The organism is Pseudomonas sp. HB05, from assembly GCF_016756915.1.
GTDB lineage: Bacteria > Pseudomonadota > Gammaproteobacteria > Pseudomonadales > Pseudomonadaceae > Aquipseudomonas > Aquipseudomonas alvandae.
Map to the genome: position 1 here is coordinate 21,606 of NZ_JAESPG010000004.1, position 25,333 is coordinate 46,938.

The 25,333-nt window shown below is 62.4% G+C and carries 19 protein-coding genes; 17 read left to right on the plus strand and 2 right to left on the minus strand.

The genetic code is table 11. The annotated features are described in order from the left end of the window. Nucleotides 1-230: 230 nt before the first annotated feature. The 4 genes from JMN22_RS05795 to JMN22_RS05810 all read left to right on the plus strand — a co-directional run bounded on the left by JMN22_RS05795 (nucleotide 231) and on the right by JMN22_RS05810 (nucleotide 7,063). Complete coding sequence (locus JMN22_RS05795; RefSeq protein WP_198797380.1) at nucleotides 231-3,851, plus strand: DUF2339 domain-containing protein; 3,621 nt, start codon at nucleotides 231-233, stop codon at nucleotides 3,849-3,851. A gap of 32 nt (nucleotides 3,852-3,883) precedes the next feature. Next, on the plus strand, nucleotides 3,884-5,218 hold the full coding sequence (locus JMN22_RS05800; protein WP_437127688.1) for a DUF3999 domain-containing protein: 1,335 nt from the start codon (nucleotides 3,884-3,886) through the stop codon (nucleotides 5,216-5,218). Nucleotides 5,219-5,452: 234 nt separating this feature from the next. Next, nucleotides 5,453-6,463, plus strand: a complete 1,011-nt coding sequence (locus JMN22_RS05805; protein WP_198797382.1) for a class 1 fructose-bisphosphatase — start codon at nucleotides 5,453-5,455, stop codon at nucleotides 6,461-6,463. Between the two features lie 3 nt (nucleotides 6,464-6,466). Next, nucleotides 6,467-7,063, plus strand: a complete 597-nt coding sequence (locus JMN22_RS05810; protein ID WP_198797383.1) for a DUF924 family protein — start codon at nucleotides 6,467-6,469, stop codon at nucleotides 7,061-7,063. A gap of 122 nt (nucleotides 7,064-7,185) precedes the next feature. Here the strand turns inward: JMN22_RS05810 and JMN22_RS05815 are convergent, their stop codons facing one another. Then, nucleotides 7,186-9,078 (minus strand): methyl-accepting chemotaxis protein, encoded by a 1,893-nt coding sequence (locus JMN22_RS05815; RefSeq protein WP_198797384.1) that lies wholly within the window; start codon nucleotides 9,076-9,078, stop codon nucleotides 7,186-7,188. Nucleotides 9,079-9,362: 284 nt separating this feature from the next. Here JMN22_RS05815 and JMN22_RS05820 point away from each other — a divergent pair, with 284 nt between their 5' ends. Next, nucleotides 9,363-9,617: a hypothetical protein gene (locus tag JMN22_RS05820; protein WP_003186715.1), complete on the plus strand. Its 255-nt coding sequence runs from the start codon at nucleotides 9,363-9,365 to the stop codon at nucleotides 9,615-9,617. 43 nt (nucleotides 9,618-9,660) lie between these two features. Beyond that, entirely contained in the window at nucleotides 9,661-10,230 is a 570-nt protein-coding gene (locus JMN22_RS05825; RefSeq protein ID WP_030141454.1) for a lipocalin family protein, read from the plus strand. A gap of 138 nt (nucleotides 10,231-10,368) precedes the next feature. Here JMN22_RS05825 and JMN22_RS05830 read toward each other — a convergent pair whose 3' ends face one another. Beyond that, nucleotides 10,369-11,733, minus strand: a complete 1,365-nt coding sequence (locus JMN22_RS05830) for a formimidoylglutamate deiminase (protein WP_198797385.1) — start codon at nucleotides 11,731-11,733, stop codon at nucleotides 10,369-10,371. A gap of 145 nt (nucleotides 11,734-11,878) precedes the next feature. Here JMN22_RS05830 and hutC point away from each other — a divergent pair, with 145 nt between their 5' ends. The 11 genes from hutC to hutG all read left to right on the plus strand — a co-directional run bounded on the left by hutC (nucleotide 11,879) and on the right by hutG (nucleotide 25,229). Continuing rightward, nucleotides 11,879-12,589, plus strand: coding sequence for a histidine utilization repressor (gene hutC / locus JMN22_RS05835; RefSeq protein WP_181291028.1), 711 nt, complete (start codon nucleotides 11,879-11,881; stop codon nucleotides 12,587-12,589). Next, nucleotides 12,586-13,155, plus strand: a complete 570-nt coding sequence (locus JMN22_RS05840) for a HutD/Ves family protein (RefSeq protein WP_198797386.1) — start codon at nucleotides 12,586-12,588, stop codon at nucleotides 13,153-13,155. Before hutC ends, JMN22_RS05840 begins: the two co-directional genes overlap by 4 nt. Nucleotides 13,156-13,633: 478 nt before the next feature. Further along, nucleotides 13,634-15,322 (plus strand): urocanate hydratase, encoded by a 1,689-nt coding sequence (gene hutU, locus JMN22_RS05845; protein ID WP_039592729.1) that lies wholly within the window; start codon nucleotides 13,634-13,636, stop codon nucleotides 15,320-15,322. Between the two features lie 149 nt (nucleotides 15,323-15,471). Continuing rightward, entirely contained in the window at nucleotides 15,472-16,938 is a 1,467-nt protein-coding gene (locus JMN22_RS05850) for a purine-cytosine permease family protein (protein ID WP_198797387.1), read from the plus strand. Nucleotides 16,939-17,008: 70 nt separating this feature from the next. Further along, nucleotides 17,009-17,977 (plus strand): ABC transporter substrate-binding protein, encoded by a 969-nt coding sequence (locus tag JMN22_RS05855; protein ID WP_014336129.1) that lies wholly within the window; start codon nucleotides 17,009-17,011, stop codon nucleotides 17,975-17,977. 71 nt (nucleotides 17,978-18,048) lie between these two features. Continuing rightward, nucleotides 18,049-18,900, plus strand: coding sequence for an ABC transporter permease (locus JMN22_RS05860; RefSeq protein ID WP_030138265.1), 852 nt, complete (start codon nucleotides 18,049-18,051; stop codon nucleotides 18,898-18,900). Beyond that, on the plus strand, nucleotides 18,897-19,727 hold the full coding sequence (locus JMN22_RS05865) for a quaternary amine ABC transporter ATP-binding protein (RefSeq protein WP_050586211.1): 831 nt from the start codon (nucleotides 18,897-18,899) through the stop codon (nucleotides 19,725-19,727). The genes JMN22_RS05860 and JMN22_RS05865 overlap by 4 nt, the downstream gene beginning before the upstream one ends. Before the next feature lie 169 nt (nucleotides 19,728-19,896). Then, entirely contained in the window at nucleotides 19,897-21,420 is a 1,524-nt protein-coding gene (hutH, locus tag JMN22_RS05870; RefSeq protein ID WP_198797388.1) for a histidine ammonia-lyase, read from the plus strand. Between the two features lie 129 nt (nucleotides 21,421-21,549). Next, nucleotides 21,550-23,082 (plus strand): histidine ammonia-lyase, encoded by a 1,533-nt coding sequence (gene hutH, locus JMN22_RS05875; protein WP_198797389.1) that lies wholly within the window; start codon nucleotides 21,550-21,552, stop codon nucleotides 23,080-23,082. A gap of 129 nt (nucleotides 23,083-23,211) precedes the next feature. Beyond that, on the plus strand, nucleotides 23,212-24,414 hold the full coding sequence (gene hutI / locus JMN22_RS05880; RefSeq protein ID WP_198797390.1) for an imidazolonepropionase: 1,203 nt from the start codon (nucleotides 23,212-23,214) through the stop codon (nucleotides 24,412-24,414). A gap of 11 nt (nucleotides 24,415-24,425) precedes the next feature. Next, nucleotides 24,426-25,229 (plus strand): N-formylglutamate deformylase, encoded by an 804-nt coding sequence (hutG, locus tag JMN22_RS05885; RefSeq protein ID WP_198797391.1) that lies wholly within the window; start codon nucleotides 24,426-24,428, stop codon nucleotides 25,227-25,229. Nucleotides 25,230-25,333: the final 104 nt, after the last annotated feature.

Consider the following 25,333-nt stretch of genomic DNA (forward strand, 5'->3'; position numbering starts at 1 on the left):
CCAGATTCGCCGGGGTTGTGCGGCCGGACTCGGTACTGGAAATGCCAACCATTCCATGTGGGAGCGAGCTTGCTCGCGATAGCAGCCTGTCAGGCAACATCAATGTCGCCTGACACACTGCATCGCGAGCAAGCTCGCTCCCACAGGGTTTGGGGGTTTTCCACTAGACTGAGTCAGGCACTGCATCACCCGGTCATGCCCGCAACGGGCCGCTTAGGGATATCGACCATATGCAATGGATTTTGACACTGTTGGGCCTGGCTCTTGGCTGGGTGGTGGACGAGTCGTTCGCCGATGCGCTGATAGGTGCGTTGGTCGGGCTCGGCATCGCCCAGTCGTTTCGGCTGGGGCGCCTTGGCATCCAGGCGGCCAAACAGCAGATCCTGCTGCAAGAGGCCCAGCAGAGTCTGCTCACCCTGGAAGCGCGGCTGGCGGTTCTCGAACGCGGCAAGGCCGCCCAGCCGAGTGATCCGGCGCCGGCGGCCGAGGTCATCGCGCCACAGGCTGCAAAACCCGAAACGCGCACCGAGCCGGACCTCGTCTGGGAATTGCCGCCAGACCTCGAACCCGTCTCCGTGATGAGCACCCAGGCCAGCCAGCCGTTGCCTGACGAAATCTGGAGCCCTGCGCCAGCCGCTTCCAGCCGTCGCGCCAATCGCGATTTTGCGCCGTTGCCCCTTGAACCGACGGCGCCTGCGCCTGCGGCTCCCCGTGGCCCGAATCTGTTCGACCGCGCCCTCATCGGCGCGCGCGACTGGTTGTTCGGCGGCAACACCGTGCTGCGGGTCGGCGTGGTGTTGTTGTTCCTCGGCCTGGCTTTCCTGCTGCGCTACGCCACCGAAGGCATGGTGGTGCCGATCGAATTGCGCTACGCCGGCGTTGCGGCCAGCGCCTTGGGCCTGCTGGGCCTGGGTTGGTGGTTGCGCCAACGCAACAGCAGTTATGCGCTGATGCTGCAGGGGACCGGGATCGCCGTGTTGTACCTGACGGTGTTCGCCGCCATGCGCCTGCATCCGTTGCTCGATTCCAAGGCTGCCTTGGGGCTGCTGGTCGCGGTCACTGTGTTCTCGGCGATCCTGGCAGTGACCCAGAACGCCATGGGCCTGGCGGCGGCTGCGGCGCTGGGCGGCTTTGCCGCACCGATCCTGACCTCCACCGGCAGCGGTAACCATGTCGCGCTGTTCAGCTATTTCATCCTGCTCAACGCCGGCATCCTCGCAATCGCTTGGTTCAAGGCCTGGCGGATGCTCAACCTGATCGGCTTCGTCGGCACGTTCGGCATCGGTTTCGCCTGGGGCTTGCGCTCCTATACGCCGGAACTGCTGTGGAGCACCGAACCCTTCCTCATCGTTTTCTTCCTGGTGTACCTGGCGATCGGCTTGTTGTTTACCCGGCGCAAGCTGCTGGAAATGAGCGACGCGCCTGAAGATGACAGCCGCGACGCCATGCTGCGCTGGTCGGCGCGCAAGGGCGATTACGTGGACGGCAGCATGCTGTTCGGCCCGCCGCTGGTTGGCTTCGGCTTGCAGTTCGCCTTGGTGCAACACCTGGAATTCGCCGCAGCGTTCAGTGCCTTGGCCCTGGGCATGATCTACATGGGGCTGGCCCGCGTATTGATGGGTGGTCGCGCTGTATTGTTGGCTGAAACCTGCCTCGCCTTGGGCGTGATTTTCGGCAGTCTGGCGATTCCGCTAGGCCTCGATGCCCGTTGGACTGCTGCAGCCTGGGCGGTGGAAGGCGCCGGGATTTTCTGGCTGGGCCTGCGCCAACAGCGACCCTTCGCACGAATCTTTGCCCTGTTGCTGCAATTGGGTTCGGCGCTGGCCTTCGTCAGCGAATTGCATGCAGGTGAAGGCAGCCTGCTGGAGGGGTCGTGGCTGGGCGCGTTGATGCTCGGTTGTGCCTTGCTGTTCAGCTTCTATCAACTGCACAAGGCCGAGCCCGGCCATGTCGCAAGCTGGGAGCGTCAGGCTCAGCCTGTGTTGGCGGTGTTGGGGTTGGGCTTCCTTTACTTGCTGGCACCGCTGTTCTTCTTTACCCACGGCACCGCCATCGCCTGGGCCTTCGCCGGCCTGGCGACGCTGTTCATTGGTCTGCGCCTGCAATCACGGGCCTTTCTGTTTACCGCGTTCGCGGTGCAACTGTTGGGCGGCGCGCTGTTCCTGATGCGCCTGCAAGGCGCCGATGGAGATTCGGCGGTGTTGAATGCCGGCTGGAACGGACTGCTCAGCGCCTCGCTGATCGGCCTGGCGTTGATTGGCGGGATGCTGTTGGCGGCTCGCGACGACATGGTGCGCAACGATCCCCGGCTGTTGCGCGGCCTGTCGGTGGTGCTATTGGCGGGGCTGGTGCTGATCAATCTCGCGGTGTTGTTCGTCCTGCCGTGGCAAACGGCGAGCGGCGTATGGGCGGCCAGCGGCTTGTTGATCATCTGGCTGAGCCTGTACTTGAAGCAACGCGTGAGCTTTGTCTTCGGCCTGTTGCTGCAACTGTTGGGCGGCGCAGCGTTCCTGGCGGCTGGGCCGTTCCTGCTTGGGCCTCTTCAGTCCGAAGGTCTGCGACCCTTGGCCCACAGTGGTTTCTGGACACCGCTGGTGCTGGGATTGGCGGCATTGGTCGGCGCCTGGCGATTGCAACGGGCACACGCCGCGCAGGAACTGGACGTCCTGAGCTTGCAACGCCTGTCCGAGCTGTTGCTGATCTGGGGCGCCGGCTGGTGGGCGCTCGCGTGGGTCAGCGAGGTGCTGCGTTTTGCTCCGGCGAACCTGCAAGGCAGCTGGCTGCTGCTGGTCGCGGCGATCAGCGTGGCGGTGTGGACAGTTCTGGCCCTGCGCTTGAAATGGCCGGCGCTGGGGCTGCTGTGCACCTTGTTGATTCCGGCGGCGGGCTGCGTGCTGGTGGCAACGGGGCACAGCCACTATCACCCGGCGGCGGATTTCGGCTGGTTTGCCTGGCTGGCAATATTTGCCGTGCACTTCTTTTCGCTCAAGCGCCTGGCGCCGATGCTCCCGGCCCGGGCGCGCAGTACCGCCCACGTGCTCGGTTGCTGGTTGCTGATGACGGTGTTGATGCTGGAGCTGCGTTACGGCCTGCTGTTGCTGTCCGAACAGTACAACGCCTGGCGCTGGCTGGCCTGGGCAATCCTGCCAGGCCTTTACCTCGTGTTGATGGCCACGCCGCGTACCTTGCCATGGCCGGTTTCGGCCCAACCGCGCGAATATCGCGTCTACGCGGCGGCACCCATGGCACTGTTGATGCTCGGTTGGTTCTGGCTGACCAACACCTTCAGTGACGGCAACTCCGAGCCACTGCCTTATGTGCCGTTGCTCAATCCTCTGGAGCTGGGCCTGCTGTTCGCCTTGTTCGGTATCTATGTGTGGGCGCGCAACGCGGTGGAGCAATCGACGAACCGTTGGAGCCGCATCGGGTACGTCGCCCAATTGATCGCCGGTGTGTCGCTGTTCGCGTTCTTCACGGCCCTGGTGATGCGTACGGCCCACCAGTGGATGGGTGTGCCGTACGAGCTGGATGCGCTGCTCGACTCGATGTTCGTGCAGGCCGGCTTGTCCATCGTCTGGACCTTGATTGCCCTGGGCCTGATGATCGGCGGGCACCTGCGCCATCGCCGGGAAGTGTGGCTGGTCGGCGCGGTGTTGATCGCCGTGGTCGTGGCCAAGTTGTTCTTCGTCGAATTGAGTAACCGCGGCGGTCTGGCGCGGATCGTGTCGTTTATTGGCGTGGGTGTCTTGCTGCTGGTGGTCGGCTATTTTGCGCCGCTGCCACCCAAGCGCCCGGAGCCGGCCGTGGATGCCGAGCCGCCGATGCCTGTCAGTGAGGGAGTGTCGTCTTGAGTCGCAAGTTGAGTCGAATCGGGCTGGGCCTGATGGGGTTGTGGGTGGCCTTGGCGGCTGCGGCACCGGAGCAGCCGCAAGACTTCGCCCATCAGGTGCCGTTGGCCTTGAGCGGTGAAGGCCCGTGGTATCGCCTGGCGTTGCCGCTGGATGTCCAATTGCGGGCTCGGCAAACCGACCTGAGTGACGTGCGGGTGTTCAACGCCGCCGGCCAGGCCCAGGCCTATGCATTGGTGCGCGAATCGGCCCAGAGCCGGGAGAATCGCACCCTGACCGATGTGAAGTGGTTTCCGCTGTACAACGCTGCCGACGACAGTGAACGCGCGCCCAGCGTACGTGTGCAATCGAACGCCAACGGCACGCTGGTGGAAGTCCAGCCGTCCAGTCGGCTCGAAGCCGGGGAAGAGGAATTGCGTGGCTGGCTGCTCGACGCCAGCGCGATCAAGGCGCCGCTGCAACAATTGATCCTGGACTGGACCAGCGAGCGCGACGGTTTCCAGCGCTTCACCATCGAGGCCAGTGACGACCTGCAGCACTGGCAGGCGTGGGGCGAAGGCCAGGTCGCGCGGCTGACATTCGCCGATGAGCGGGTCGAGCAGCACGAAGTGAGCCTGCCCGGACAATCGGCGCGGTACTTGCGATTGCTGTGGGATTCGCCGTCCTCGGCGCCGGTGCTGACCTCGGCCCAACTGCAAAGCGCCAGCCGCGAAAGCCTGCCGCTGCCGCTGGTCTGGTCGCAACCGTTGGCGGGCACCACGACGAAGGCGGGTGAATATACCTGGCAATTGCCGATGGGGCTGAACATCGAGCAAGTCCAGGTGGAACTGAGCCAGGCCAACAGCCTGGCGCCGGTGACCCTGGCCGGTCGCCGTGAAAGCAGCCATCCGTGGCAGTCGATGGGCGGTGGCTTGCTCTATCGCCTGACCCAGAACGGTCAGGATGTGCAGCAAAACCAGCTGCAGTTGTCCGGCCAGACCGTGCAGCAATTGAAACTGACCGTGGACGAGCGCGGCGGCGGCCTGGGCACCGAGGCCCCGGCCCTGCGTTTTGCCGTGCGCCCGACCCAAGTGGTGTTCCTGGCGCGCGGCGACGCGCCCTACAACCTGGCACTGGGCAGTGCGACGGCGAAGGCAGCCAGCTTGCCGCTGACCACGCTGATCCCGGACTACAAGCCGTCGCGCCTGGCGACGTTGGGTGCCGCAACGGTCAACGGAACGGCGACCTCGACGCCAGCGGTTGAAGCGCCGCCGGTGGCTGTGAGTACCAACTGGAAGAAGATCGGCCTGTGGGCGGTGTTGCTGCTCAGCGTGGTGTTCCTCGGTGCGATGGCGTTCAGCCTGCTGCGCAAGCCGCCGGACAAGAACTGAGGTGTGCTCATCGCGAGCAAGCTCGCTCCCACAGTTGACCGGGTTGTTCCGACGAACGCGGTCTATTGTGGGAGCGAGCTTGCTCGCGATGGCGCCCTGTCAATCAACAGAAATACCCAAACGAGCCGCCAGCCCGTGAACTCAATCCTCCATATCCCGTCTCATAGGAGGAATTAAGTCCCGACTCGCGCTAAACTGCGCGGGTTTTCCGCCCCCTATTCTTCGGAGCCGTCCATGTCCCGCGTTACCTTGAGTCGCTATTTGATTGAGCAGACCCGCAGCAACAATACCCCTGCCGATCTGCGCTTTTTGATCGAAGTGGTGGCGCGTGCATGCAAGGAGATCAGCCACGCCGTGTCCAAGGGCGCGCTGGGCGGTGTCCTGGGCAGCATGGGCACCGAAAACGTGCAGGGCGAAGTGCAGAAGAAGCTCGACGTGCTCTCCAACGAAATCCTGCTGGAAGCCAACGAATGGGGCGGTCACCTGGCCGGCATGGCGTCCGAGGAAATGGACAATGCCTACCAGATCCCGGGCAAGTATCCGAAAGGCGCCTACCTGTTGGTATTCGACCCACTGGACGGTTCGTCGAACATCGACATCAACGCGCCGGTCGGCACGATCTTCTCGGTACTGCGTTGCCCGAACGAGTACCTGAGCCAGAACGAAGCCCTGAATGAAAAGGCCTTCCTGCAGCCCGGCACCGAACAGGTCGCCGCCGGTTATGCCATCTACGGTCCCCAGACCATGCTGGTGCTGACCCTGGGCGACGGCGTCAAGGGCTTCACCCTGGACCGTGAGATGGGCAGCTTCGTCCTGACCCACGAAGACATCACCATTCCTGAGACCACCCAGGAATTCGCCATCAACATGTCCAACCAGCGTCACTGGGAAGCCCCGGTACAACGCTACGTCGAAGAGTTGCTGGCCGGTGAAGAAGGTCCGCTGAAAAAGAACTACAACATGCGTTGGGTCGCTGCGATGGTCGCCGATGTACACCGCATCCTGACCCGTGGCGGTCTGTTCATGTACCCACGCGACAGCCGCGAGCCGTCCAAGCCGGGCAAGCTGCGCCTGATGTACGAAGCCAACCCGATGTCGTTCCTGGTGGAGCAGGCAGGCGGCGCTTCCACCGACGGCCACCAGCGCATCCTCGACATCAAGCCTGAAGGCCTGCACCAGCGCGTCGCAGTGTTCCTCGGCTCGAAAGAAGAAGTGGCGCGCGCCACGGCTTACCACAAGGAGTAAATCATGGCCGAGCCCTGGCAGCCGTTGCTCGATTGGTGGTTTGGCACAGCCGAAAAACCAGATGAGATCGCGGCTGACAAGGGCAAGCTGTGGTTTGGCAAAGGCCATGATCGCCAGGCGCGAGAGCGCTTCGGTGATCTGGTCGAGCAAGCACTGGCCGGCGGATTGACCGATTGGGCGCAACGCCCGGAAGGTTGGCTGGCCCTGGTGCTGCTACTGGATCAACTTCCGCGGATGATCTTTCGCAACACACCCAAGAGCTTCTCCGGCGACCTGCGTGCCCAAGCGCTGGTGGCCCAGGGTCTGGCGGCGGGTTTCGACCGGCAACTGCGGCCGATCCAGCGCGTATTCATCTACCTCGTCCTCGAACACTGCGAAAACCTCGCGGTGCAGAACGAAGCCGTGTCGCGGTTCATCGAACTGGTCCGGGAACAGCCCGAGGCGCAGCGGGCGGTGTTCGAAGACAACCTGGATTATGCCGAGCGGCATCAGAAGATCATTGCCCGGTTCGGGCGCTTTCCCCATCGCAATGCGGTGCTGGGGCGCGAGTCTACGGCGGATGAGCTGGAGTTTTTGAGCAGGCCTGGGTCCAGGTTCTGAATTTTCTGCGAGGCTGATACCGTCTTCGCGAGCAAGCCCGCTCCCACAGTTGATCAGGTTTCCCTGACGGAACGCGGTCAACTGTGGGAGCGAGCCTGCTCGCGAAAGGGCCCTTGAGAGCACTAGATCCGGAAACTCCCCACCAACTGCTTCAACCGCGCCGCCTGCTGCTCCAGGTCGGAACAGGCGCGCAGGGTGGCTTGCAGGTTTTCCACACCTTCCTGGTTCAGGGTGTTGATCTCGTTGATGTCGACGTTGATCGATTCCACCACGGCGGTCTGTTCTTCGGTGGCGGTGGCCACGGATTGGTTCATGCCGTCGATTTCGCCGATGCGCTGGGTCACGCTACCCAGGCGTTCGCCCGCCTGGTTGGCGATGCTGACGCTGCCTTCGCTTTGGCGCTGGCTGTCGGTCATGGTCAGCACCGCTTCCCGCGCGCCGACTTGCAGCTCTTCGATCATCTTCTGCACTTGCTGCGCTGAATCCTGGGTGCGGTGGGCCAGGTTGCGCACCTCGTCGGCGACGACCGCGAAGCCGCGACCGGCTTCACCGGCCCGGGCCGCTTCGATGGCAGCGTTGAGAGCGAGCAGGTTGGTCTGCTGGGAAATGCTGGTGATCACTTCGAGAATCTGGCCGATGTTCACCGTGTTGCTGTTCAGCGTTTCGATGTTGCCGCACGAATCGCTGATCTTGGCCGACAGCTGCTGCATCGCCGTGATGGTTTTATCCACCACTTGCTGGCCATCTTCGGCCAGGTTGCGGGCCTCGCTGGAGTGCTGCGAGGCGAGGGCGGCGTTCTGGGCGATTTCCTGGGCGGCGGCGCCCAGCTGGTTGATGGCCGCGGCGACGCTGCTGGTGCGCGAGGCCTGCTGGTCGGAGTTGAACATCGACGAGTTGGACGCGCTGACCACGCGCAGGGCGACTTCATTGACCTGGCCGGTTGCAGAAGCCACTTCACGAATCGAGGTATGGATACGTTCGACAAAGCGGTTGAACGAGGTGCCCAGCGCGCCGAATTCGTCATGGCCGTGGATGGTCAGGCGGCGGGTCAGGTCGCCTTCGCCTTCGGCGATGTCGTGCATGGCGCGGCCCATGGTCAGCAGCGGTTGCATCAGCACGCGGATCAGCATGCCCAGCAGCGCGATGATGAACACCACTGCAATGGCCATGGCAATCAGCGCCGAGGTGCGGAATTCGCTGAGCATCGCCAAGGCTGTGTCTTTATCAAGCACCAGGGCCACGTACCAGTTGGCACCGGGGACGCCGTTGACCTGGGTGAAAGAGATAAATTGGGTTTTGCCGTCGAGGTCGACTTCTTTAACGCCCGGACTGATTTGAGGCGCACCGTTGGGATAGGCCTCGGCGAGGGTCTTGAGCACGCGCTTGCTGTCCGGATGCACGAGGATCTTGCCGTCGGCGCTGACGATGAACGCATGACCGTGGCCGCCAAAGTTCAGCGAGTTGATGATGGCGCTGACGCTCGACAGATCAATGTCCGCCCCGGCCACGCCGATCATCTGGTTCTGGCGCTGTACCGGCGTGGCAACGGTGATCACCAGCTTGCCCGACGAAGCGGCGATGTAGGGTTCGGTGACGATGGTCTGCTGGGCGCTGTTGGCGGCCTTGTACCAGCCACGGGCGCGCGGGTCGTAATCGGCGGCACGATTGCCGGCCGGTACCGAAAACATCACGCCGTCAGTGCCGCCGAAGTAGCTGAGCTGAAAATTGCTGGTGTAGGCCGGCAGGCCCACGGCGCGTTTCAGGCTGTCGGCAGCGCTGCCGTCGATAGCGATTTGCTGGGCCAGCGATTGCAGCAATTGGATTCGGCCTTCGACCCAGGTCTGGATGTTACGGCTGGTCAGGCTGCCGAGTTCCTGCATGGACGTCTCGGTGCTGGTGTTGAGGCTTTGTCGTTGGCGGTAGTCGTTGAACAGGATGAAACAGGCGAATGCGACAGCCACCACAAGGGCGGCAGCCAACAGGATTTTGTGGCTGAATTTCATGTTTCTGGTCATTAAGAACGCTACCGCGAAGGGACGGGTCAAAAAGGGGAGTCAATTTGCCATAACGCAGGATTTTGCGCTGTTACTTTTTATCGGCCCGCAAGCCCGGCTCATCAGGCTCCGGGGCAGCTATCCCGACGAAAGGCACGACCCCGTCACGCTCTGACTGATTCATCGGTGAAACACCTCTGCACGGCCAATAAATACTGGGGGAGTCGGGGAACCAGATAGGGGTTTTCTCTTCTAAGGTTCAGGTTGGCACCCTGCCACCTCCCTTCCGTTCCAGGAGTTACACCATGTCGCTGCGTTCTATCGCCCTGCTGTTTATGTGCGTCGTGTTGACCGCATGCAGCAAGGTCAACCAGGAAAACTATTCGAAGCTGTCGGCCGGGATGCCCAAGGCCGAGGTCGAGACGTTGCTGGGAAAACCGACTGACTGCTCGGGCGCGCTCGGCATGTCCAGCTGCACTTGGGGCGACCAGAAAAGCTTTATCAGCGTGCAGTACGCCGGTGACAAAGTGTTGATGTTTTCCGGCCAAGGCCTGAAGTAACCTGGAGTAAACCGGGGCCAAGCGCCCACGGGAGAAAAAAATAATGATGCGGTTAGTTTTTGTGCTTTTGGCTGGCCTGGTATTGGCCGGCTGTGCCACTTCTGGCGTAGACCCGTTGGCGCCCAAGACTGTCAACAGTGTCAATCTCAAGCGTTACCAAGGGACCTGGTACGAGCTGGCCCGCCTGCCGATGTATTTCCAGCGCAACTGCGCGCAATCGGAAGCCCATTACACCCTCAAGCCCGATGGCAACGTGGATGTGTTCAACCGCTGCCTGACTTCCGACTGGAAATGGGAAGAAGCCAGGGGCACCGCTTACCCGCAGGTACCGGGCAAGACCGACAAGCTCTGGGTCGAATTCGATACCTGGTTCTCGAAAGTCCTGCCGGGCGTGGCCAAGGGTGAGTATTGGGTGCTGTACGTCAGCGATGACTACAAGACCGCCATTGTTGGTGACCCGAGCCGTCGCTACATGTGGCTGCTGTCCCGCACGCCAACGGTCAAGGTCGATGTACGCGAAGAGCTGCTGAGCAAGGCGCGGCAGCAAGGGTATGACACGACGCGGTTGGTCTGGCGTGCGTCGGACCGGCAGATGGCCAAGACTTCGGACTGACCGTCACCCGAAAACCAAATGTGGGAGCGAGCTTGCTCGCGATAGCGGACTATCAATCAACATTCATGTTGAAGGTAAAGGCCTCATCGCGAGCAAGCTCGCTCCCACATTTGGTATCTGTCACATTGATTTTTGGGCTCAGCCCAGCAGTTCGCGCAGTACCTGGGTAAACGCCCGGGCGCTTTCTTCCTCGCCGGCATGGTGTCCGTCGCGCACTTGCCACTTGCCGGCAACCATCACATCCCGCACCTGGCGATCGCCGCCGGCAAACAGCCAACGGTTGAGGATGCCGTCGCCATTGGCCGTGGCCAGGTACGGATCGTTGCCATCGAGCACCAGCCAGTCGGCGCGCTTGCCGACTTCCAACGCGCCGATGGGTTGGCCCAACGCCTGGGCGCCACCTTCCAACGCTGCGTCATACAGGGTACGTCCCACCATCGGCTGATCCGTTCGGTACAACCGGTTGCGGCGCTGGTCCCGCAGCCGCTGGCCGTATTCCAGCCAGCGCAACTCTTCAACGACGCTCAGCGACACATGACTGTCGGAGCCAATACCCATTCGCCCACCTTGGGCGAGGAAGTCCACGGCTGGAAAAATCCCGTCGCCCAGGTTGGCTTCGGTGGTCAGGCACAGGCCGGCAATCGCCCGGCTCCTGGCCATCAGGCTGACTTCGTGTGGATTGGCGTGGGTGGCATGGACCAGGCACCAGCGTTGATCCACCTCGGCATTTTCGTACAGCCATTGCAGCGGACGCACGCCGCTCCAGCTCAGGCAGTCGTCGACTTCCTTTTGCTGTTCGGCGATGTGGATGTGCACCGGGCAATCACGGTCGCTGGCGGCCAGCACGTCATGGATCTGCCCCGGTGTCACGGCGCGCAGCGAGTGGAAGCACAAGCCCAGCGCCTGGGACGGTTGCCCGGCCAGGATCGGTTGCAAGCGTGACTGGAGCTTCAGGTAGTTTTCGGTGCTGTTGATGAACCGGCGCTGTCCGTCATTGGGCGCCTGGCCGCCGAAGCCGGAATGGCTGTAGAGCACCGGCAGCAAGGTCAAGCCAATGCCCGCGGCACTGGCGGCCTGACTGATACGCAGGGCCAGTTCGGCCGGGTCGGCGTAAGGCGTGCCGTCGATGTCATGGTGTACGTAATGGAATTCGGCAACCGAGGTATAGCCGGCCTTGAGCATTTCGATGTAAAGCTGCCGGGCGATGATGCCAAGCTGGTCGGGGCTGATCTTTCCGACGAGGCGATACATCAGGTCGCGCCAGGTCCAGAAACTGTCATTGGGATTGCCCGCCACTTCCGCCAGGCCGGCCATGGCCCGCTGGAACGCATGGGAATGCAGGTTCGGCATGCCCGGCAACAGCGGACCGCCAAGCCGTTCGGCGCCGTCTGCGTGGGAATCGGCCTGGACATGGGTCAGGACGCCCTCGGCGTCGACCTCAAGACGTACATCGTTGGCCCATCCATTAGGCAGTAGCGCACGCTCGGCAAAGAAGGCGGACATCGGTTGAACCTCGTTGCGTGTAATTTGTATATACATATACAGACGTTTGCCTGCCCGGTAAACTCCGGCAAGCTAGTCATCAACATTCGCAGAACAGGAATACGCCGTGCCGACTCCGCCTGCCAAACCGCCGCTGGCCGCACACATGGGTGACAGTCCGGCGCCCTTGTACGCCCGCGTCAAACAGATGATCACCCAGCAGATCGACAGTGGAAACTGGCCGCCGCATTATCGGGTGCCCTCGGAAAGCGAACTGGTCAGCCAGTTGGGCTTCAGCCGCATGACCATCAACCGCGCCCTGCGGGAAATGACCGCCGATGGCCTGCTGGTGCGCATGCAGGGTGTCGGCACGTTCGTGGCCGAACCGAAGAGTCAGTCCGCGCTGTTCGAAGTGCACAACATCGCCGATGAAATCGCCTCCCGCGGTCATCGCCACACCTGCAAAGTCATCACCCTCGAAGAAGAGGCCGCCGGTTCCGAGCGCGCGTTGGCCCTGGACATGCGCGAAGGCCAGAAGGTGTTCCACTCGTTGATCGTGCATTTCGAGAACGACATCCCCGTGCAAATCGAGGACCGTTTCGTCAACGCACTGGTGGCGCCCGAGTATCTCAAGCAAGACTTCACCCTCCAAACCCCCTACGCCTATCTGAATCAGGTTGCGCCGCTGACCGAAGGCGAGCATGTGGTCGAGGCGATCCTGGCCGAGCCGAGCGAATGCAAGCTGCTGCAGATCGAGCGGGGCGAGCCGTGCCTGTTGATCCGTCGCCGCACCTGGTCCGGGCGCCAGCCGGTGACCGCCGCACGCCTGATCCATCCGGGCTCCCGTCACAGTCTGGAAGGGCGTTTTCATAAATGAGCCAGTTGAAGGTTTTACGCGCTGCGGATTACCCGCGCATGCCGTGGAAGAACGGCGGTGGCAGCACGGAAGAAATCACCCGCGATGCCGGTGCCGGCCTCGAAGGCTTCGGCTGGCGCCTGTCGATTGCCGATATTGGTGAGTCGGGTGGTTTTTCCACCTTCGCCGGTTACGAGCGGGTCATCAGCGTCTTGCAAGGGGATGGCATGACACTGAACGTCGATGGCCAGGCCACGCGGCCTTTGCATCCGCTGGACCCTTTTGCGTTCAGCGGTGAGAGTCATGTGAATTGCACCCTGCTGGGTGGACCGATTCGCGACTTCAACCTCATCTACGCGCCGCAGCGTTACCGTGCGCGGTTACAGTGGTTGGGCGGCCAGCAGCGGTTTTTCAGCGAGGCGGAGACGGTATTGGTGTTCAGTGCGGCTCCGGGGTTGGTTATCAGGATCGGGGAGTCCGCCGTTGACTTGGGGCTTTACGATTGTCTGCAACTGAGCGGTAACACCACGCTGGTGGATGTTTCCACTCACGGTCAATGCTGCGTGATTGAGCTGACGGCCCACTAGGCGCCTTCACTCACCCTGTGGCGAGGGGATTTATCCCCGCTGGGCTGCGAAGCAGCCCCAGATCTACCAACTCAGTGAGTCAGGCTGATCGCATTTATGCTTTTTGGGGTTGCTGCGCACCCCAGCGGGGATAAATCCCCTCGCCACAAAGTGCCTGCCCTCTGTTTCTTCTGTGCACCAATTTGTTACCGAACGCCCCAGCGTGGCGCAATACCACGCTTTTATGACCTTCCGATTTTTCCCAAAAAATCTCCTTCAAAAAATTCATTCAGCTCGGCAGCCTTTCTACAACGGGGCTTTCCGGCAATTCTCCAATCTTTCTTGAACATCCCTTCAACAAGTTGGCCGCTTGATTGCATATGCTTGTACATACAAGTAAAGACGTATGCGTATGAGTTACCTGCATTCAACGCAACGTTCGCTAAATCGCTGCCCACTGCCCGGGCTGGTCTGGATTGATCGCTGAGGAGTTTTTGCTGTGACCGACGCTACCCGCAAACCCGAAAAATACCGTGACGTTGAAATCCGCGCCCCTCGCGGTAACACGCTGACCGCCAAGAGCTGGCTGACTGAAGCGCCGCTGCGCATGCTGATGAACAACCTCGACCCGGAAGTGGCCGAGAACCCCAAGGAACTGGTGGTCTACGGTGGCATCGGCCGCGCGGCGCGCAACTGGGAGTGCTACGACAAGATCGTCGAAAGCCTCACCAACCTGAACGACGACGAAACCCTGCTGGTGCAATCCGGCAAGCCGGTGGGCGTGTTCAAGACCCACAGCAACGCCCCGCGCGTGCTGATCGCCAACTCCAACCTGGTGCCGCACTGGGCCAGTTGGGAACACTTCAACGAGCTCGACGCCAAGGGCCTGGCCATGTACGGCCAGATGACCGCCGGCAGTTGGATCTACATCGGTAGCCAGGGCATCGTGCAGGGCACCTATGAAACCTTCGTCGAGGCCGGTCGCCAGCACTACGATTCCAACCTCAAGGGCCGTTGGGTCCTGACCGCCGGCCTGGGCGGCATGGGTGGCGCGCAACCGCTGGCCGCGACCTTGGCCGGTGCGTGCTCGCTGAACATCGAGTGTCAGCAGGTGAGCATCGATTTCCGCTTGAAAACCCGCTACGTCGACGAGCAAGCCAAGGACCTCGACGACGCCCTGGCGCGCATCGAGAAATACACCGCCGAAGGCAAGGCAATATCCATCGCGCTGTGTGGGAACGCCGCCGAGATCCTGCCGGAAATGGTCCGTCGTGGTGTGCGCCCCGACATGGTCACCGACCAGACCAGCGCCCATGACCCACTCAACGGCTACCTGCCGGCCGGCTGGACCTGGGACGAATACCGCGCCCGCGCCAAGACCGAGCCTGCTGCCGTGGTGAAAGCCGCCAAGCAATCGATGGCCGTCCACGTCAAAGCCATGCTCGCCTTCCAGAAGATGGGCGTGCCGACCTTCGACTACGGCAACAACATTCGCCAGATGGCCCAGGAAGAGGGCGTCGAGAATGCCTTCGACTTCCCGGGTTTCGTCCCGGCCTACATCCGTCCGTTGTTCTGCCGTGGCATCGGCCCGTTCCGCTGGGCGGCGCTGTCGGGTGACCCGCAGGACATCTACAAGACCGACGCCAAGGTCAAGGAACTGATTCCCGACGACGCCCACCTGCACAACTGGTTGGACATGGCCCGCGAGCGCATCAGCTTCCAGGGCTTGCCGGCACGGATCTGCTGGGTCGGCCTGGGCCAGCGCGCTAAGTTGGGCCTGGCGTTCAACGAAATGGTCCGCAGCGGTGAGTTGTCGGCGCCGATCGTCATCGGCCGTGACCACCTCGATTCCGGTTCCGTGGCCAGCCCGAACCGTGAAACCGAATCCATGCAGGACGGCTCCGACGCCGTTTCCGACTGGCCGCTGCTCAACGCCTTGCTCAACACCGCCAGCGGCGCGACCTGGGTGTCGCTGCACCACGGTGGTGGCGTCGGCATGGGCTTCTCCCAGCACTCGGGCATGGTGATCGTCTGCGACGGTACCGACGAAGCGGCCGAGCGGATTGCCCGCGTGCTGCACAACGACCCGGGCACCGGCGTGATGCGCCATGCCGATGCCGGTTACCAGATTGCAATCGATTGCGCGAAGGAGCAGGGGCTGAACCTGCCGATGATCACCGGCAAATAACGCAACATCCCATGTGGGAGCGGGCTTGCTCGCGAAGACGGTTTTACATCCGAGGCAGGTGTTGAATGACACACCGCTTTCGCGAGCAAGCCCGCTCCCACAGGAATGCGGCGCAAACGAATACCAGAACAATCCACAGAGGTTGAACCATGGCTGTCACCAGCACACGCGAAAGCAGCAAGCCGTTGATCGAGAAACGTTCGATCGACTACATCCCGGAAGCGGAGCGGCACGGGCGGTTATTGAGCCAGTTCACCCTCTGGATGGGGGCAAACCTGCAGATCACTGCAATCGTCACCGGTGCATTGGCGGTGGTGTTGGGCGGTGATGTGTTCTGGTCGTTGATCGGTTTGCTGATCGGCCAATTGCTCGGCGGTGGCGTCATGGCACTGCATGCTGCGCAAGGGCCCAAGCTGGGACTGCCGCAGATGATCTCCAGCCGGGTGCAGTTCGGCGTGTACGGCGCGGCCATCCCGATCGTGCTGGTGTGCCTGATGTACCTGGGCTTCACCGCAACGGGAACCGTGCTTTCCGGCCAGGCGCTGGGCCAGTTGTTTGGCGTCAGCGACAGTGTCGGCATCCTCATTTTCGCCAGTGTCATCGTGCTGGTCACGGTGCTCGGTTATCGGGTGATTCACTTCATTGGCCGTGTCGCCAGCGCCATTGGCGTGATCGCCTTTGTCTATCTGTTCGCTCGGTTGATCAGCCAGACCGACGTTGGCGCACTGCTGCAAATCCGCCATTTCAGCTGGAGCAGCTTCCTGCTGGCGGTGTCGCTCGCGGCTTCCTGGCAGATCGCCTTCGGCCCCTACGTGGCGGACTATTCGCGTTATCTGCCGAGCAAGACGTCGTCGGTGAAAACCTTTTTCGCCGCAGGCGCCGGTTCAGTCATCGGCGCACAAGTGGCGATGATCCTCGGCGTGTTCGCCGCCGCCTCGGCCAACGGCCAGTTCGCCGGTCACGAAGTGGCCTACATCGTCGGCCTGGGCGGGACCGGTGCCACCGCTGCGCTGCTGTACTTCAGCATCGCGTTCGGCAAGGTCACCATCTCCACGCTGAACTCCTACGGCAGCTTCATGTGCATCGCGACCATCATCAGCGGATTCCGTGGCCACTTGAACGTAACGCGTGTGCAGCGCCTGGTGTTCGTGCTGTTCATTGTCGGCGCCGCGACCCTGATTGCGCTGCTCGGCCAGCACTCGTTCCTCGGTGCGTTCAAGTCCTTCATCTTGTTCCTGCTGGCGTTCTTCACGCCGTGGAGTGCGATCAACCTGGTGGACTACTACTGCATCACGCGCGAGCGCTATGACGTGCCGGCGCTGGCCGATCCGAACGGTCGCTACGGCCGTTGGAACGTGCTCGGCATCAGCGTCTATGTCTTTGGCGTACTGGTTCAATTGCCGTTCATTGCGACCAAGTTCTATACCGGCCCACTGGTGAAAGCCATGGGTGGAGTGGATATCTCCTGGATCATCGGCCTGGTGGTCCCGGCGGCGCTGTACTACGTCCTCGCCAGGAAGTGGCACAGCGCAGTACCCGATCAATTGATCCTGCCAGTCGAGCAGGACGCGGTTGACGCACAACCGAGCAGGGCGGGCCGCATCCAAGCGGTCTGATGGGACGTTGACAGGGCTGGATGCCTCTTGACTGCCGTAAGCCAATCCAACTGATTAGGAGCGTCACATAATGAAGTCGAACAAGACCCTGCTGACCACATTGCTTTCCATGGGCCTGCTGGCCAGCGCCGGCGCCACGCAAGCGGCCGGTTGGTGCGAGTCGGGTAAACCGGTGAAGTTCGCCGGCCTGAACTGGGAAAGCGGCATGCTGCTGACCGACGTCCTGCAAGTGGTGCTGGAAAAAGGCTACGACTGCAAGACCGACAGCCTGCCGGGCAACTCCATCACCATGGAGAACGCCCTGAGCAGCAACGACATCCAGGTGTTCGCCGAAGAGTGGGTCGGCCGCAGCGAAGTGTGGAACAAGGCCGAGAAGGCCGGCAAAGTGGTCGGCGTCGGTGCCCCGGTGGTGGGCGCCATCGAAGGCTGGTACGTGCCGCGCTACGTGGTTGAAGGCGACGCCAAGCGCAAGCTCGAAGCCAAGGCGCCGGGCCTGAAGAACATCGCCGACCTGGGCCAGTACGCCGCCGTGTTCAAGGACCCGGAAGAACCGTCCAAGGGCCGTTTCTACAACTGCCCGGCCGGTTGGACCTGCGAGCTGGACAACAGCGAAATGCTGAAAAGCTACGGCCTGGAAAAAACCTACACCAACTTCCGTCCAGGCACCGGCCCGGCGCTGGATGCGGCGGTGCTGTCGAGCTACAAGCGTGGCGAACCGATCCTGTTCTACTACTGGTCGCCAACGCCGCTGATGGGCCAAGTGGACCTGGTGAAATTGGAAGAGAAACCGGGCGTGGATAAAAGCGTGAGCATCAAGGTCGGCCTGTCCAAGACCTTCCACGACGAAGCCCCGGAATTGGTGGCGGTCCTGGAAAAGGTCAACCTGCCCATCGATATCCTGAACCAGAACCTCGGGCGCATGGCCAAAGAGCGGATCGAGTCGCCGAAACTGGCGAAGATCTTCCTGAAGGAACATCCTGAAGTCTGGCATGCGTGGGTCAGCGAAGACGCTGCCAAGAAAATCGACGCGGCTCTGTAGGTCGAATATCTCCCGGCCAACCCATGGGCTGGCCGGGACATTCACCGCATCCACCTGATCGAGAGTCTCTTATGTTTCCCGAAAGCTTTACCTTCTCCATCGCCGACTGGGTCAACGGTTGGGTCGACGCCCTGGTGACCAACTATGGCGACGTGTTCCGGCACATCTCCGACACGCTGCTGTGGGCTATCGTCAACCTCGAAGGCCTGCTGCGCATGGCGCCCTGGTGGCTGATGCTGGCCATTGTCGGCGGCGTTGCCTGGCACGCCACGCGCAAGGTCGTCACCACGGCGGTGATCGTCGGCCTGCTGTTCCTGGTGGGCGCGGTGGGCCTGTGGGACAAGCTCATGCAGACCCTCGCCCTGATGCTGGTGGCGACGCTGATTTCGGTGATGATCGGCATTCCCCTGGGCATCCTCTCGGCGCGCAGCAATCGCCTGCGTTCGGTGCTGATGCCGTTGCTGGACATCATGCAGACCATGCCGAGCTTCGTGTACCTGATTCCGGTGTTGATGCTGTTTGGCCTGGGCAAGGTCCCGGCGATTTTCGCCACGGTGATCTACGCCGCGCCGCCGTTGATTCGCCTGACCGACCTGGGCATCCGCCAGGTGGACGGCGAAGTGATGGAAGCCATCAACGCCTTCGGCGCCAACCGCTGGCAGCAGCTGTTCGGCGTGCAACTGCCCCTGGCCCTGCCGAGCATCATGGCCGGGATCAACCAGACCACCATGATGGCCCTGTCGATGGTGGTCATTGCCTCGATGATCGGCGCCCGTGGCCTGGGTGAAGACGTGCTGGTGGGCATCCAGACCCTCAACGTCGGGCGCGGCCTGGAAGCGGGGCTGGCCATCGTGATTCTCGCCGTGGTCATCGACCGCATTACCCAGGCCTATGGTCGTCCTCGGCATGAGGTGAGCAAATGAGCAACGCAGCCATCAGCAAGATCGAAGTCAAGAATGTCTTCAAGATTTTCGGCAACCGCTCCAAGGAGGCCCTGGAGCTGATCCGCCAGAACAAGACCAAGGACCAGGTGCTGGCCGAAACCGGCTGCGTGGTCGGTGTGAACGACCTGTCGCTGAGCATCGGTACCGGTGAGATCTTCGTGATCATGGGCTTGTCCGGCTCCGGCAAATCCACCCTGGTGCGCCACTTCAACCGGCTGATCGATCCCACCAGCGGCGCGATCCTGGTGGACGGCGAAGACATCCTGCAACTGGACATGGACGCCCTGCGCGAATTTCGCCGGCACAAGATCAGCATGGTCTTCCAGAGCTTCGGCCTGCTGCCCCACAAGAGCGTGCTGGACAACGTCGCCTATGGCTTGAAAGTGCGCGGCGAGAGCAAGCAGGTGTGCGCCGAGCGTGCACTGCACTGGATCAACACCGTCGGGCTGAAAGGCTACGAAAACAAATACCCGCACCAGCTCTCCGGCGGCATGCGCCAGCGCGTCGGCCTGGCCCGGGCGCTGGCGGCGGACACCGACATCATCCTGATGGACGAAGCCTTCAGCGCCCTCGATCCGCTGATTCGCGCGGAAATGCAGGACCAGTTACTGGAACTGCAAAAGACCCTGCACAAGACCATCGTCTTCATCACCCACGACCTCGACGAGGCCGTGCGCATCGGCAATCGCATCGCGATTCTCAAGGACGGCAAGCTGATCCAGGTCGGCACGCCGCGGGAGATCCTGCACTCGCCGGCGGATGAGTATGTCGATCGGTTTGTGCAGCGGCGGGCGGCGGTGGTTTGAGGGATTTATGATGGCTGGGCTGGCGTCATCGCGAGCAAGCTCGCTCCCACAAGGGGCCTCCTTTGTTCACACATTTTTTGCCCAAAGGAAATCCCTGTGGGAGCGAGCTTGCTCGCGATAGGGCCGGCAAAGCTGCATCAATGTTCAGGTTGCAAGCATGAGGTTTGAGATGTCCCAGGCTGAAAAAATCATCATCACCGGCGCCCCCCTGCGCTGGCAGGACGTGGTCGCCGTCGCCCGCTTCGGCGCGCCGCTGGAACTGTCGGCCCAAGTCTGGGCGCGGATCGACAATGCCCAGGCCATCGTCCAGCGCATCGTCGAAAGCGGCGAGCGCGCCTATGGCGTCAACACCGGCCTCGGGGCATTGTGCAATGTCTCGCTCAAGGATGAACAACTCAGCCAGCTGTCGCGCAATACCTTGCTCAGCCATGCCTGTGGTGTCGGCCCGGCACTCTCCGACGAGCAGACCCGGGCAATCCTCTGTGCCGCCATCCACAACTACAGCCAAGGCAAGTCCGGCATACATCGCCGGGTGGTCGAGGCGTTGCTGGCGCTGCTCAATCGCGGCATCACGCCGCAAGTGCCGTCCCAGGGTTCGGTGGGTTACCTGACCCACATGGCGCACATTGGCATCGCGCTGCTGGGCGTCGGCCAGGTCAGCTATCGCGGGCAGATCGTTTCGGCACAACAGGCCCTGGCTGCCGAAGGTCTGCAACCGGTGCAACTGGGAGCCAAGGACGGCTTGTGCCTGGTCAACGGCACGCCGTGCATGACCGGCCTCAGTTGCCTGGCCCTGGCCGATGCCACGCGGCTGGTGCGATGGGCGGATGTGATCGGCGCCATGAGCTTCGAGGCCCAGCGCGGGCAGATTGCCGCGTTCGATGCCGAGATCATCGCGCTCAAGCCACACCCCGGCATGCAGCAGGTTGGCGTGAACCTGCGGGCATTGCTCGATGGCAGCGAAGTCATTGCGTCAAGCCTGGGCATCCGCACCCAGGACGCCTTGAGCATCCGCTCGATTCCGCAAGTGCACGGCGCTGCTCGCGATCAACTGGAGCACGCCCGGCAACAGATTGAAACCGAGCTCAACGCCGTCACCGACAACCCGCTGCTCCTGGGGACGCCAGAGAATTTCCGGGTCATGTCCCAGGCCAATCCCCACGGCCAATCGGTGGCGTTGGCGGCGGACTTGCTGGCGATTGCCATGGCCGAGATCGGCTCCATCGCCGAGCGCCGCCTCGACCGCTTGATCAACCCGCACGTCAGCGGTTTGCCGGCATTCCTTGTCGCCAATCCTGGTGTGAATTCGGGGATGATGATCGTGCAATACGTCGCCGCGTCGCTGTGCGCGGAAAACAAGCAACTGGCGCAACCGGCGGTGCTGGATAATTTCGTCACCTCCGGCTTGCAGGAAGATCACTTGAGCATGGGCACCAACGCGGCCCTGAAGCTGCATCGGGCGCTGGAAAACTGCACGCAGATCCTCGCCATCGAATACCTGCTGGCGGCCCAGGCCTTTGAGTTCCTCAAGGCCCAACGCTTCGGCGCCGGCACCGACATCGCCTGGAAGCTGCTGCGCGAGCGCGTTCCAGCCTACGATCAGGACCGCTGGCTGGCGCCGGACATCGCCAGTGCCGCCGGGCTGATCAGAGACCCCGACGTGCTGGGCACCGTGTTACCGAATTTGAATTGATCAAAAAAGCGCCAGCGTGCCAAGGCACCTATAGCCCACAAGGCATCGCCCAAAAGCGAAGGTGACGGATAACGGAACATTCCGGAGCGACTGGCGGGTGAAAAACAAAACTCTCAAAAGGAGCACTACATGACTGCCTTAAACCTGATTCCTGGCCAATTGAGCCTGGCTCAATTGCGTGACATCTATCAGCAACCGGTGAACCTGAGCCTCGACGCCAGCGCGTCGGCGCAGATCGAAGCCAGTGTTGCCTGCGTGGAACAGATCCTCGCCGAGAACCGCACCGCCTATGGCATCAATACCGGTTTCGGCCTGCTGGCCTCGACCCGCATCGCCAGCGAGGACCTGGAAAACCTCCAGCGTTCCCTGGTGCTGTCCCATGCCGCCGGTGTCGGCGAGCCGATCAGCGATGCACTGGTGCGGTTGATCATGGTGCTCAAGGTCAACAGCCTGAGCCGGGGTTTTTCCGGTATCCGCCGGCAGGTGATCGATGCGCTGATCGCACTGATCAACGCCGAGGTTTATCCACACATTCCGTTGAAAGGTTCGGTGGGTGCATCCGGTGACCTGGCGCCACTGGCGCACATGTCCCTGGTGCTGCTGGGCGAAGGCAAGGCCCGCTACAAGGGTGAATGGCTGCCGGCCGTCGAGGCCCTTAAAGTCGCTGGCCTCGCGCCGCTGACCCTGGCCGCCAAGGAAGGCCTGGCGCTGCTCAATGGCACCCAGGTGTCCACCGCGTTTGCCCTGCGTGGCCTGTTCGAAGGCGAAGACCTGTTTGCCGGTGCGCTGGCCCTGGGTGGCCTCACGGTGGAAGCGGTGCTCGGCTCGCGTTCGCCATTCGATGCACGCATCCATGCCGCCCGTGGCCAGAAAGGCCAGATCGACGCCGCCGCTGCCTACCGCGATCTGCTGGGCGAGCGCAGCGAAGTCTCCGATTCGCACCAGAACTGCGACAAGGTCCAGGATCCGTACTCCCTGCGCTGCCAGCCGCAAGTGATGGGCGCCTGCCTGACCCAGTTCCGCCAGGCCGCCGAGGTGCTGGTGATCGAGGCCAACGCCGTGTCGGATAACCCGCTGGTGTTCGCTGCCGAGGGCGACGTGATTTCAGGTGGCAACTTCCACGCCGAACCGGTGGCGATGGCCGCCGATAACATGGCCTTGGCAATCGCCGAGATCGGCTCCCTGAGCGAGCGGCGCATTTCGCTGATGATGGACAAGCACATGTCGCAACTGCCGCCGTTCCTGGTGGCCAATGGCGGCGTGAACTCCGGCTTCATGATCGCCCAGGTGACGGCGGCTGCGCTGGCCAGCGAAAACAAGGCTCTGTCCCATCCTCATTCGGTGGACAGCCTGCCGACTTCGGCCAACCAGGAAGACCACGTCTCCATGGCCCCGGCTGCGGGCAAGCGCTTGTGGGAAATGGCCGAGAACACCCGTGGGATTCTGGCGGTGGAATGGCTGGCGGCGTGCCAGGGGCTGGATTTGCGCGGCGGTCTGAAAACCTCCGCCAAGCTGGAGCAGGCCAGGGCGCTGCTGCGTGCAGAAGTGCCGTTCTACGAGAAGGACCGGTTCTTTGCGCCGGACATCAATGCAGCCAGCGAGCTGTTGGCGAGTCGGTGCCTGAACGAGCTGGTCGCGGCGCAGTTGTTGCCGAGCCTGTAAGGGCCCCTTCGCGAGCAAGCTCGCTCCCACAGGGGATCGGTGTCGAGCCCTTCATTTGGGGTACACCCCTGATCCCTGTGGGAGCGAGCTTGCTCGCGATCCGATTTTGAATGCGACGAGGAAACCGGGATGAAAACCCTCTGGCAAAACTGCCACGCCGCCACCATGGCCCTGGGCGTCTACTCGATCATCGAAGACGCCGCCATCGTCACCCAGGACGCGCACATTCAATGGATCGGCCCCAGTGCCGAATTACCGGTGGGCGACTACCCGGCGGTCAACGACCTCAAGGGTGCCTGGGTTACACCAGGGCTGATCGACTGCCACACCCACACGGTGTTTGGCGGCAACCGCAGCGGTGAGTTCGAACAGCGCCTGCAAGGCGTCAGCTACGCCGAAATCGCCGCGGCCGGCGGCGGCATCGCCAGCACCGTGCGCGCCACTCGGGCCGCCAGCGAGGACGAGCTGTTCGCCAGCGCCGCCAAGCGCCTGAAAAGCCTGATGCGCGACGGCGTGACCACGGTGGAAATAAAATCCGGCTACGGCCTGGACCTGGCCAGCGAGCGCAAGATCCTGCGCGTCATCCGCCGTCTCGGCGCCGAGTTGCCGGTCAGCATACGCAGCACGTGCCTGGCGGCTCACGCCTTGCCACCGGAATACAAGGATCGCGCCGACGACTACATCGAACATATCTGCACCGAAATGCTTCCCGCCTTGGCGGCCGAAGGCTTGGTAGACGCCGTTGACGCTTTTTGTGAGTACCTGGCGTTTTTCCCGCAGCAGGTCGAGCGGGTGTTTATCACCGCGCAACAGCTCGGCTTGCCGGTAAAGCTGCACGCCGAACAGCTATCGTCGCTGCACGGTTCAAGCCTGGCGGCGCGCTACCAGGCGTTGTCGGCCGATCATCTGGAGTTCATGACCGAAGACGACGCCAAGGCCATGGCCGCGTCCGGCACCGTGGCGGTGCTCCTGCCAGGAGCGTTTTATTTCCTGCGTGAAACCCAGCTGCCGCCCATGGATGCGCTGCGCCAGCACGGCGTGAAAATCGCCGTGGCCAGCGACCTCAACCCCGGCACTTCGCCGGCGTTGTCGTTGCGCTTGATGCTGAACATGGCCTGCACCTGTTTCCGCATGACGCCGGAAGAAGCGTTGGCAGGGGCGACGATTCATGCCGCCCAAGCCCTGGGCATGGCCGAGACGCACGGTTCGCTGGAGGCCGGCAAGGTGGCGGATTTTGTCGCCTGGCACATCGATCGCCCCGCCGACCTGGCCTACTGGCTCGGTGGCGATCTGGAAAAACGCGTCGTGCGTCACGGCGTGGAAATCGATTGAGGAGAACGGTTGTGGAGAAGGTCCTGAATTTCAAGCAAGGGCGCGTGCCGCTGTTGATCAGCATGCCCCACGCCGGTCTGCGCCTGACCCCGGCGGTACAGGCCGGGTTGATCCCCGAGGCCCAGAGCCTGCCGGACACCGACTGGCACATCCCACGGCTCTACGAATTCGCCGATGAGCTGGGCGCCAGCACCCTGGCCGCCGAATACTCGCGGTTCGTCGTCGACCTGAACCGCCCCTCCGATGACAAGCCGATGTACGTCGGCGCCACCACCGGTTTGTACCCGGCGACCCTGTTCGATGGCGTGCCGTTGTTTCGCGAAGGGCTGGAGCCATCGGTCGAGGAGCGGGCGACGTATCTGCAACAGGTCTGGATGCCGTATCACCAAGCACTGCAACAGGAGCTGGCGCGGCTCAAGGCTGAGTTTGGCTATGCCTTGCTGTTCGACGCCCACTCGATCCGTTCGGTGATCCCGCACCTGTTCGACGGCAAGCTGCCGGATTTCAATCTGGGCACCTTCAATGGCGCCAGCTGCGATCCGGCCCTGGCCAGCCAGCTCGAAGCCATCTGCGCCCGTCACGATCAGTTCACCCATGTGCTCAACGGTCGTTTCAAGGGCGGACACATAACCCGGCACTACGGCAACCCGGAGCAGGACATTCACGCGGTGCAACTGGAACTGTGCCAGAGCACTTACATGGAAGAGTTCGAACCGTTCAACTACCGCCCGGACCTGGCGGCGCCGACCCAGGTGGTGCTCAGGGAATTGCTAGAAGGCTTCGTGGCGTGGGGGCAGAAGACTTACAAAAAATAAACACCTGCCCAATACCTGTGGCGAGGGGATTTATCCCCGCTGGGTTGCGGAGCGACCCCAAAATGGATGAATCACATCGGCCTGATTGGTGGGATTTAGAGTTT

Excerpts from the sequence above, each read along its gene's own strand:
- JMN22_RS05795 (WP_198797380.1), top strand. The coding sequence starts at position 231 with ATGCAATGGATTTTGACACTGTTGGGCCTGGCTCTTGGCTGGGTGGTG.
- JMN22_RS05800 (WP_437127688.1), top strand. The coding sequence starts at position 3,884 with ATGGGGTTGTGGGTGGCCTTGGCGGCTGCGGCACCGGAGCAGCCGCAA.
- JMN22_RS05805 (WP_198797382.1), top strand. The coding sequence starts at position 5,453 with ATGTCCCGCGTTACCTTGAGTCGCTATTTGATTGAGCAGACCCGCAGC.
- JMN22_RS05810 (WP_198797383.1), top strand. The coding sequence starts at position 6,467 with ATGGCCGAGCCCTGGCAGCCGTTGCTCGATTGGTGGTTTGGCACAGCC.
- JMN22_RS05815 (WP_198797384.1), bottom strand. The coding sequence starts at position 9,078 with ATGACCAGAAACATGAAATTCAGCCACAAAATCCTGTTGGCTGCCGCC.
- JMN22_RS05820 (WP_003186715.1), top strand. The coding sequence starts at position 9,363 with ATGTCGCTGCGTTCTATCGCCCTGCTGTTTATGTGCGTCGTGTTGACC.
- JMN22_RS05825 (WP_030141454.1), top strand. The coding sequence starts at position 9,661 with ATGATGCGGTTAGTTTTTGTGCTTTTGGCTGGCCTGGTATTGGCCGGC.
- JMN22_RS05830 (WP_198797385.1), bottom strand. The coding sequence starts at position 11,733 with ATGTCCGCCTTCTTTGCCGAGCGTGCGCTACTGCCTAATGGATGGGCC.
- hutC (WP_181291028.1), top strand. The coding sequence starts at position 11,879 with ATGGGTGACAGTCCGGCGCCCTTGTACGCCCGCGTCAAACAGATGATC.
- JMN22_RS05840 (WP_198797386.1), top strand. The coding sequence starts at position 12,586 with ATGAGCCAGTTGAAGGTTTTACGCGCTGCGGATTACCCGCGCATGCCG.
- JMN22_RS05850 (WP_198797387.1), top strand. The coding sequence starts at position 15,472 with ATGGCTGTCACCAGCACACGCGAAAGCAGCAAGCCGTTGATCGAGAAA.
- JMN22_RS05855 (WP_014336129.1), top strand. The coding sequence starts at position 17,009 with ATGAAGTCGAACAAGACCCTGCTGACCACATTGCTTTCCATGGGCCTG.
- JMN22_RS05860 (WP_030138265.1), top strand. The coding sequence starts at position 18,049 with ATGTTTCCCGAAAGCTTTACCTTCTCCATCGCCGACTGGGTCAACGGT.
- JMN22_RS05865 (WP_050586211.1), top strand. The coding sequence starts at position 18,897 with ATGAGCAACGCAGCCATCAGCAAGATCGAAGTCAAGAATGTCTTCAAG.
- hutH (WP_198797388.1), top strand. The coding sequence starts at position 19,897 with ATGTCCCAGGCTGAAAAAATCATCATCACCGGCGCCCCCCTGCGCTGG.
- hutH (WP_198797389.1), top strand. The coding sequence starts at position 21,550 with ATGACTGCCTTAAACCTGATTCCTGGCCAATTGAGCCTGGCTCAATTG.
- hutI (WP_198797390.1), top strand. The coding sequence starts at position 23,212 with ATGAAAACCCTCTGGCAAAACTGCCACGCCGCCACCATGGCCCTGGGC.